This is a genomic window from Methanoregula sp. (assembly GCF_003170075.1).
Taxonomy (GTDB): domain Archaea; phylum Halobacteriota; class Methanomicrobia; order Methanomicrobiales; family Methanospirillaceae; genus Methanoregula.
Map to the genome: position 1 here is coordinate 1 of NZ_PMZU01000065.1, position 8768 is coordinate 8768.

At 56.2% G+C, this 8768-nt stretch carries 9 protein-coding genes; 1 reads left to right on the top strand and 8 read right to left on the bottom strand.

Annotated elements, in window-relative coordinates; translation table 11 throughout:
* Window positions 1–139: 139 nt before the first annotated feature.
* The gene (locus QZN75_RS08540; protein ID WP_292427385.1) at window positions 140–658 is read right to left on the bottom strand and encodes a DNA N-6-adenine-methyltransferase; all 519 of its coding nucleotides are present in this window, start codon (window positions 656–658) and stop codon (window positions 140–142) included.
* Between the two features lie 164 nt (window positions 659–822).
* Here QZN75_RS08540 and QZN75_RS08545 point away from each other — a divergent pair, with 164 nt between their 5' ends.
* Window positions 823–2214 carry an ATP-binding protein gene (locus QZN75_RS08545; RefSeq protein WP_292427388.1) on the top strand — a complete coding sequence of 464 codons (1392 nt, stop codon included), beginning with the start codon at window positions 823–825 and terminating at the stop codon, window positions 2212–2214.
* Window positions 2215–3074: 860 nt separating this feature from the next.
* On the opposite strand, the gene QZN75_RS08550 is transcribed toward QZN75_RS08545, so the two are convergent.
* Genes QZN75_RS08550 through QZN75_RS08580 form a run of 7 tightly spaced genes read right to left on the bottom strand, consistent with a single transcriptional unit; the run spans window position 3075 to window position 8269 of the window.
* Window positions 3075–6176 (bottom strand): hypothetical protein, encoded by a 3102-nt coding sequence (locus QZN75_RS08550; protein WP_292427390.1) that lies wholly within the window; start codon window positions 6174–6176, stop codon window positions 3075–3077.
* A 50-nt stretch (window positions 6177–6226) separates the two neighbouring features.
* Window positions 6227–6463: a hypothetical protein gene (locus QZN75_RS08555; RefSeq protein WP_292427392.1), complete on the bottom strand. Its 237-nt coding sequence runs from the start codon at window positions 6461–6463 to the stop codon at window positions 6227–6229.
* Window positions 6453–6824, bottom strand: a complete 372-nt coding sequence (locus QZN75_RS08560; protein ID WP_292427394.1) for a hypothetical protein — start codon at window positions 6822–6824, stop codon at window positions 6453–6455. Before QZN75_RS08560 ends, QZN75_RS08555 begins: the two co-directional genes overlap by 11 nt.
* Entirely contained in the window at window positions 6821–7237 is a 417-nt protein-coding gene (locus tag QZN75_RS08565; RefSeq protein ID WP_292427396.1) for a hypothetical protein, read from the bottom strand. The genes QZN75_RS08560 and QZN75_RS08565 overlap by 4 nt, the downstream gene beginning before the upstream one ends.
* Window positions 7234–7638: a hypothetical protein gene (locus tag QZN75_RS08570; protein ID WP_292427398.1), complete on the bottom strand. Its 405-nt coding sequence runs from the start codon at window positions 7636–7638 to the stop codon at window positions 7234–7236. The genes QZN75_RS08565 and QZN75_RS08570 overlap by 4 nt, the downstream gene beginning before the upstream one ends.
* Entirely contained in the window at window positions 7635–8000 is a 366-nt protein-coding gene (locus tag QZN75_RS08575) for a hypothetical protein (RefSeq protein ID WP_292427400.1), read from the bottom strand. Before QZN75_RS08575 ends, QZN75_RS08570 begins: the two co-directional genes overlap by 4 nt.
* Entirely contained in the window at window positions 7997–8269 is a 273-nt protein-coding gene (locus QZN75_RS08580; protein ID WP_292427402.1) for a hypothetical protein, read from the bottom strand. Before QZN75_RS08580 ends, QZN75_RS08575 begins: the two co-directional genes overlap by 4 nt.
* Between the last annotated feature and the right edge of the window lie 499 nt (window positions 8270–8768).

Genomic DNA, 8768 nt, shown 5'->3' on the forward strand with positions numbered 1-8768 from the left:
ATATTAGGTTATTCTGGTACATATGTTGATTACTCGATGATAGGATTCCCTGAAAAACCGATTGATATTGTCATTGGTGATAAGGTCTGATAATCCATTTTTCAGACCTTGTTAAGAATGCATTGATCATCGCATTATTTTACATATTCCCCGGCACCTTCCACACCGCCCCAATTCCGGCAAATGCCTCCTCGAACTGCTCCGGCCCCTCCCCAACATAGAACAGCGCCGGTGAAAACGTCGGTCCCGGACCATCATCTCCGGAAGGACCCACAAAACGGATACGGGCCGAAGGAAAACAGACTCGGCACGACAATGCCGTCAGCGTCTTCCACGCCGATGTCTCGGTCGCCGACTTCCACAACACAATTGCCTCCGTGCTCCGGCCTGCGGCCCGCTCCTGGAATAACTTCGAGAACCACTGCTCGACACCGGGTCCGAACGGGGGATTGAGAAACACCCGCCCCACCCAGGGCTGCACAAGGCCGTTGTCCTGAGCTGTATAGTGCCTCGCTGCCGGCACGTTCGGGATCTCGTGGCTGTTGCTGGCCGGGTCGAGTTCGATCGCGCCCAAACACGCGATCACCGCGTCGAGAATATACTGCGGGGTGTAATGCTCCGTGCTCTCATGGGAAAGGAGGGCCGGTGGGACGGTCATCTGATAAGATGATGTGTAAGATCAGGGGCTTAGGCTTTGCTGAAGGGATGGCGATTCATGGTTGTCTTCACCTCCAAGAAAATGGTTTTTTCATATGCGGGAAGCAACAACAAGAAAAAGGAAGAGAACCCTAACTCAGTACAAAGCTCTGGGACATTCCATTCATGACCCTTCACGAATCCGACACCCTGGAATTTAAAAAATCCCTCTCCCTCATTGAGCCCGCGCTCAAATCCGTCTGCGGGTTCCTCAACCATCATGGGGGTGTCATCTCGTTTGGCAGGACCAACACCGGGGCAATAGTTGGCGTAGATCCCGCCGACCACTCGCTCCGTAAACTCTCCCAGCAAATTACTTCCCGGATAAAACCGGAGATCACACCGGATATCCGCGTCATCGAAGAACAGGGAAAACACCTGATCATTGTCACGGTCCCGAAGGGAATTAGCAAACCGTACTATCTTGATGGTATCGCGTACATGCGGACAGGAACCGAGAACCGGGTCATGCCTCCCGATGAAATTAAACGCATCATACTCAGGGAACATGCAGTGCCCTGGGATGATCAGCCCTGCCGGGGAGCCACCCTTGATGACATCGATGCACCTTCGGTAAGGGCATTCCTTGAAAGGGCGCAGAAGGAACGAAGATTCGATGCAGATCCTTTAATTCCGGTAAAAACCGCACTGGAAAAACTAGGTGTCCTGAACGGAGGACTGCCTACCCATGCGGCCATCCTGTTCTTCGGGAAAGATCCACAACAGTTTTTCATCCAGTCAGAGATCCGCTGCGCCCGGTTCAAAGGTGAAGAGGTTTCCAGTACCTATCTTAACATGAACATCCTGCACGGTAGGATCGATCAGCTCATCGAAGATACCAACCGGTTCATCACGCAGACAATCCGGAAAGCAGCATGGGTTGTCCCGGGAAAGATGCAGCGGGAAGAGCACTGGGAATATCCGCCCGATGCCCTGCGGGAGGCGGTGATCAATGCGGTCTGCCACCGCGATTATAACGCATCAGGCAATGTCCAGATCCGTATCTTTGACAGCAGGGCGCAGGTCTGGAACCCCGGGATACTGATGGAAGGTGTCACGGTTGAACTCTTAAAAGTCGAACATTCCTCTCACCCCCGGAACAAAACCATTGCCCGGCTCCTGTTCCTTATCGGGTACATCGAACAGTGGGGATCGGGTACGCTCAGTATGATCACCGCCTGCGAACGGGACGGTGTCCCGGACCCGCAGTTCCGTGAAACGGGCAATGATTTTGTGGTTACATTCTCGCGCTCAACGGTCAACACACTTCTTGAACACCCGGAGATCCTGAACGAACGGCAGCACAAGGCACTCAAATATTTGCAAACGCACCCCACGATCACCCGGCAGGAATACAGCAGAATTTTTGCATGCAATGAGAAGACTGCACGACGCGATCTTGCAGATCTTGAGATGCAAAAAGTCATTGTGATGGAAAAAAGCGGAGCAACGAAATTATTCCGGCTCAATGCGGTCTTTTCCTCCTATGTGGACATGAGTGGGCATGGCGGTCGCTGAGTCACAATTGAGAAATTGCATAAATATTCATTGAAATGGAAAAATATTCAATTAAAACCCGCAGAATTCTCATGGCCAATGTGGACATGATGTGGGCATATGTGGACAATGACACGTGGTGAATACGTGACGAAAATGGCGAATAAATGGTGAATAAAAAAACGAGATAGATGATCGACGAATCGGGCAAAAGGGGCACTAAAAGGGGCATCATTGGGGCACGGTCCACACCGCCCCGATCTCGGACAGGCACCTAAAGAAGATTCTGTGAACCATTCCCGGATTGTGGGTACAGCGTACCCACAATTTCTTGACCGCCCCTAAAACCCGGTGATTTCTTGACCAGATTTTCCCCATTATCACTGATACATTTATTATCCTATCACCAAAATGCGATACCTGTCAAAGTCATATGTTACATAAATGAGTCAATCAGCCCGGGCATGTCAGGCCCTTCTCCTCCGGCGGAGGTTGGCCCTTTAGGCCCTTCTCTGGCCCTTCTGTTTTTTAAAAACTCCATGTCTCATTTGTCTCATTTTTGTCCCATTCATGTCTCATTTATCCTGATTACTCCGAGGCCCCTTAGGCCCCTTTCTGGCCCCTTTGATCAGGGATTTTTATCGTTTTTGTCGGTATCAGAATTGTCCACCCACCGATTGCATAATTGTCTCCACACTGTGTAGACAATTATCTCGACACTGCCGGGAGAATTATCCAGATGCCGTCCGGATTATGTCCAGTCCGGAAATTCCCCAGACACTGTCTGGGCAATTGAACGAAAATTTAGCAATGCCAATTCCGCAGACAGTGTCTGCCAAATTTATCAGGAGCAAAATTGGCATTCAGCGCCGGCGGAACCATCACACCACCCCGGCCTCCTGTGCATCTTCCCGTACCCCTCTCCCGTAACAATGCTCGCAGAGCTTCACACCGGTCTCCCGATCGAGCCACACCGCTTTTGCAATCCCGCAGACCGAGCACTTCCCGATATCCGCAGTCACTCTGGCGCACCGGGAAACCTCCACGGCCCCGGGCAGCGGGACCGATGCCATCTGCTCCGCTTTCACCGCTTCGTTGTAACATGAGCGGCAGATCCGCCGGGCTTCCTGCCGGTCCTTGGGCCGGGCCCGCCGCTCTGCGGTGAACTTCTCAACATACCAGGAGCCCTTCTTCCCGCATGAATGGCACGGGGTCTTCGGCTCCGGGATCTCGAGTTTTTTGTAGTCGCGCGCCCGGATGGACCGGACCCGATCCTTGTTTACAGCCGGGGGGTCCGGATCCGGGCTCGATTCAGCAGGTTTACTGCACGTGCTGTAAGAGGCCGGGCGAGCCGGTGGGGCCGGATTCTTCTTTTGTGCGGCACCGGGCGGAGATCGTTTTTTGTTTACAGCATTTTCAGGATCATGGAGACACTGATCAGAACTTTTTCCGGAATTTTTGCCCCCTCCATAATTCCGGTTTTGCTGTAAATCCCCTTCTCTTAGTACAGAATTATTTGTACAATCATCTTCTTTGCAGGAACCGGGCGCACCGGGTTTGCCATTTTGATTTACAGCAGATGCTGTAAAACTGCTGTAAACGTGCTGTAATGCTGTAACTGACCTAGCGCCATCGTCGTCATGGCCACCTTTCGGATCGCGATCGAGCCAGCAGGCCCCGCCGTTCGTCCACTGCCGGTAGATCTCGCGGCTCCACGTGAACGCCTCGGTCCTGCGCCGGACCGAAACGCCCTCGTCCTCGTTCATCGTGACCGTCCGGTCGGTGAAGGAGAGTGCCGGGCACTTCTCAAGGAGACCGGTGTAGTTCTTCCCCCGGCTGTCGTAGCCCTTGATCATCCGGTAAATCCCCATGTAGGACCCGCCGGTGAACCGCTGGAGATCCTGAATGGTGAACTCCGGCAGGTCTGCCTTCTCGATGATCGCGAGCAGGTCCGATTCCTTCTTCGTCATCTTCGATTCCTGCCCGCCCGCCGTCCCGTTCAGGAGTGTGAAGACATCGTTTGCCGCGTTAAAATCCTCCTCGATTGCATACACGCAGAGCGTCCCGTCCTCGCTCGTTTTCTGCCGGCGCTGCATGAAGAACAAGGCCGCGTGGCTCTTGATCAGGTCGTAGAGCATATCGGGGTTGCGCCGGTTGCAGATGGCGTTGAACCGGATCCGTTTCGAATAAGGGATGATCACCCAGATCATCTCGCCGTGCAGGATCTCCCAGATGGCCCGGCAGGTCACGAGCTCATCGGACTCCTCCACAAACAGGTCCGGGTCCAGCATCTCCCGGTCCTGCTTTGCCGCCAGCACCCGGGCGTCCTGCTCGGAGGACTCATCGATCCAGCAGGTGAGCATCCGGTTCATCACCTGGTCGTCACCGGTCCCTTCCTTTTTTGCGATCCACCAGACGCACCGCTCGGGAATCGTGCAGACCCGGGAGGTCAGGTCTTTTGTGACCGTCGTGTGCGTGATCGGCTCGTGAAAGTTCGAGGTCGCAGACTTCAGGATCTCCTGTATCCCGTCCGAGAGCTCCGTGTCGTCGCTCATCAGGACCGTCCGGGGCCGGAGATCCTTCATGTAATAGAGCGCCTTGTTGCTCACCGTGCCCTTCACCTTGTACGCATCCGGCACCTGGCGCATCATTTTCCGGAAGGCGTGGGTCTTTCCCTTGCCGGAATCACCGGTCACGGAGACATGCAGGCCATCGGAATTTTTCACGGCCTGCGATGCCATCGAGAGGATCATGCAGCGGGCAACAATCTCGTCGCCGACATGCTCCTGCGCGAAAGTCCGCAGCATTAGCGCGACCGGGTCGCCGTGTTCCAGCACATCGAGCGCGGCTGCGCGCTGGTCGGAAGGGGCAGCAACCGGGGCCGGTCCAGCATCGACCGCACCGTCATGCTCAACCTTCGCTTTCGCCCGGTCCTTCCCCCATGTCTTCTGTTTCTGCTCCCAGTTCTTCCGCTTCGCTGCCCGGTCCGGCTCGAACCGCTCGCGGAGCTCCTGCCACCGCTGCGTCCCGCCGCCGCAGGAATTGTGCTTGCAGCCGGCGAAGACCGCGCTGCTGCCGAACTGGATCGCAAAAGCCCCGTCCTTGTGCGCCGATGAGAACGGGCACTGGTCGAGAACAAAGAGCGTCCCGCCGTTGTAAGGTTTCTCGGACCGGACGCCGAGCCCGTGATCGGAGAGCCACCCGCGCAGGTCAAAGCCACTGCCCTTCGTAGTCGCCGGCTGTTGCTGTGCGTGCTGCTCGGTCGGCAGCCGGGCCGCGAGATCCCTGAGCTGTTCCGCGCTCGCAACCTTCAGCTCATCCGGAGCCGCAATAATCCGGCTCCTCCGGTGCGGGCGGTCCGGGGTATCGTCACCCTTCCGCGAGACCGTGCCGTAGAGTTTCCAGATCCGGGCCGCGTTGAAGTTCGCCGTGTCCACGGACACCCGGTCATCGGAGAAGAGCGCGTCGAGCGTTGCAAGACAGCTCTTCACCAGTGCGGTCGCGGCCTCATCGTTCGGCAGGTCGATACGGTAGAGTAGGTGGGCCCCGTTGCCGGAGTCTGCTCGGACCGGTTCCGGGAATCCGAGCCCGGCGATCCAGCGGGCCACCTCATCGGCTTTCGCGAGCGCCAGCCCGTGCTCCTCGTCTGTGCTCGACACGCCGCTCGGTCGCAGCGGGTCGATATCGACCGGCAGCCAGCGGCGGCGCAGGATATCCGCGTCGCTCGTCGTGCTGTCCTTCTTGCCGAGCCGCATCTTGATCCGGTTTGCCCGGCGCGAGAGCAGGGCCGGGTTCACCTCATTCAGCGTGACATAAATGCCGTGCACTGAGCTGTCAGTATCGAGCGGCTCCACGGCCCGGACGAGCAGAGCGGGATCGCTGAAGTAGCCGCTGTGAGTGTACTGATCGGTGAGCGCCCGGACCTCGACAACCTGCCCGGGCCCGGCTAAACGGGCGACTGCATCACGGAGCAGACCATCCACACGTCACCACCCGGATCCCTGCTCTGGTCTGCTGCGGGAAAACTGTCGGGTCAGGCATGCCCGTCGCCTTCATTCTTGGCTGGCTCTGCCTGATTCACCCGCGCGGCGTGCTCGTCGAATGTCTCGACATTCACGGAATAGCGGTGATGGAACTTCCGCACGACAAGGATCTGGAAGACGGCATCGCCCTTCTTCTTGATCTGCTCCGCGATCGTCTTTGGAATCAAGTAGAGCGGAATGCCATCGATCTTCTCGATGGTCCCGGTCGGTCTTTCTTCATCGGGCATAGGCCGCCACCTCGCGGATCTCATCGGGCGAAACCTCGTAGCAATGGATGGAACCGTTCGGCGACACGACCCAGACCTCGCAGCGGATGAAAACATTGCCCGGGTCTATCGTGAGGAGCGTGCGGAACTGGCAGATCTCGAACCGGCAGAACGATTCGACATAGGGCACGCTCACCGCGCCATACGCCATCCGGAGTTTCACGCACAGTACCTCGTTGTCGCCCTTTGCCCCTGCCAGGTGGAGCGGGATATAGTGGGAGATGTAGCATTCCTCTACGGGGAGGACTGGTTCAAAGCCCCGGGAGATGAGCAGTTCGGTGGCCCGCTGTTTCAAGGCACTGAACGCCCATTGTGCGATCATGACGCACCTCGTGTAAAAGATGCCCTGTCACCGGGCGACCGGATCTCCCGAATGCCATCATGAGTAATCTCGAACTGCTGGAACCCGTTCAGTGGAATGGAGATCCAGACCTCGAACCGGGGGGGCTTTTCATCCGGAGGCAGCCGTTCAAAAAATTTCTTCACGCTTGCAATCTCCTCACGGCAGAACACCGCGGCTTCCTCAAGGGACTCAATCGGATGCAGGGAAATTTTCAGTTTCACCATCACGGAATCGATGGTCCCGTCATCCAGTTTCTTGTTGGCGGTCAGGTGGAAGGCAATATACCGGCAGCTTCGGACAAAGTTGCTCACGATCACCGGCTCATACCCCAGACTTATGAGAATCTTTCCGGCCTGCTGTTCCAGCACCTGCATGCGGCGCACGGCGCTCATGCCTCACCCCGGGCCCGTGAAATTCCCGGAGGGTGCAACGCGAGTTTCGGGATCTCGCGGATGCTGTCCGCCAGGATCTCAAAACAACGGAAGCCGTGCGTCAGGGTGTAGATCCAGATCTCGCAGCGAAGCCCCGCTTCTTCAGGATGGTTGGAGATGTACTTACGGAATTGCGTGAGATCGTTCGGGCAATGTCTCTCGATGGACTCTGCCGTAGGTGACCGGTGGGACAATTTCTGGATGCGGATGAACATGGTTTCGCCCGATGGCCGGGTGGCGATGAGATGTACCGGCGGGAGCCGCTTGTTAAAACCGGGAGGAATAACCCGAACGGTGTAGCCGTGGATCTGGAGCAGTTCGCGGGCCCCCTCTTCAACCAGCGTACCGCGACGGCTGGTCATGAAGTCGCACCTTCCTTGTGCGGCGAGATAATTTCAATGTCCGAATTTTCTTCGGGCATCTCGAAGAAATCGCAGGATGCTTCTTCCCCGAGCGCGACGGCAAGGAGCCTGGCGCGGGGCATCATATACCGCTGCTTGTCGATCGCGATGATGACGGCCTGCCCGGAGGGGCTGAGGGAGACCAGGCCGGATATCTGGTAGACCTGCAGGGCCGGACCTTTTTTCATGAGCGGCACGCGATCGCCGACAAAGAAAAGCATACCGAGATCTTCCGGGCAAATCTGGTACCGCTCTTCCCAGATGCAGATATATACGCGGCCCTCGTTGCCGTGCAAAATATGGCCGGCTGCACAGGGGCTCATGCAAGCCCCCGCTGGCGTGACATCATGGTGTGGCTGGTCTGTTCCTGGGCCCTGGACCTTGCGAGCTCCTCTTTTGTGACGATAAGCCAGTGCCCGTCTTCGACCATGATCCTCCCGATGCCATAGAAGCCTGTTCGTTTTTCGTATGCTTCGACGGCTTCCTGCGTGACCTTCAGAGGTCCTTTGGAATTCTCAACATGCGATTCATACTGTGGTGTCGTGACTGCTGGTTGGAGTGATTCTTCTGAATGGGTAGATCTCTGCTGCATTAACTCACGGTCCTCTGCATCCTCGTGATTGCGTTTTTTTGTTGTGTGGGCGATACGCAGGTTCCCCTACCTGCTATCGATTGAAACGAAATTCTGGTCCGGTCCGACCGGACCGGGAAAAGCGATTGACCGGTCAGAAATTCCTGTCGTAATTCGGCAGGTACTCTAACGAACAATCGCTCTGAATAATCCCGTTCGGCCGTTTAGCCGGCGGTATTGTCAATCCGGGAAGAAAGTAAAAAGTGAAAAAACAGGAATGTTGCCGCACATCATCCGCCACAGCGATACCCCGCTCATCGCACAGCGGGCTCCGGTTGCAATGTCGCACTTTGTAGACGGGCAGTCTTCAAGTGCTGTGGGCTCGGGCTTACAGAACAAGGCGAAAATTAGTCCCCGTTTGGACCTCGTTCCAGCCTTCATACGCTCACAGACCTTTTCAAAATAATCCAAAAGCATCGTAATATTTTTTTACTCTCTCATTTGCATATATGGTTTACTG

Coding starts and splice junctions, on each gene's coding strand:
- QZN75_RS08540 (WP_292427385.1), bottom strand. CDS start 658: ATGACCGTCCCACCGGCCCTCCTTTCCCATGAGAGCACGGAGCATTAC.
- QZN75_RS08545 (WP_292427388.1), top strand. CDS start 823: ATGACCCTTCACGAATCCGACACCCTGGAATTTAAAAAATCCCTCTCC.
- QZN75_RS08555 (WP_292427392.1), bottom strand. CDS start 6,463: ATGCCCGATGAAGAAAGACCGACCGGGACCATCGAGAAGATCGATGGC.
- QZN75_RS08560 (WP_292427394.1), bottom strand. CDS start 6,824: ATGATCGCACAATGGGCGTTCAGTGCCTTGAAACAGCGGGCCACCGAA.
- QZN75_RS08565 (WP_292427396.1), bottom strand. CDS start 7,237: ATGAGCGCCGTGCGCCGCATGCAGGTGCTGGAACAGCAGGCCGGAAAG.
- QZN75_RS08570 (WP_292427398.1), bottom strand. CDS start 7,638: ATGACCAGCCGTCGCGGTACGCTGGTTGAAGAGGGGGCCCGCGAACTG.
- QZN75_RS08575 (WP_292427400.1), bottom strand. CDS start 8,000: ATGAGCCCCTGTGCAGCCGGCCATATTTTGCACGGCAACGAGGGCCGC.
- QZN75_RS08580 (WP_292427402.1), bottom strand. CDS start 8,269: ATGCAGCAGAGATCTACCCATTCAGAAGAATCACTCCAACCAGCAGTC.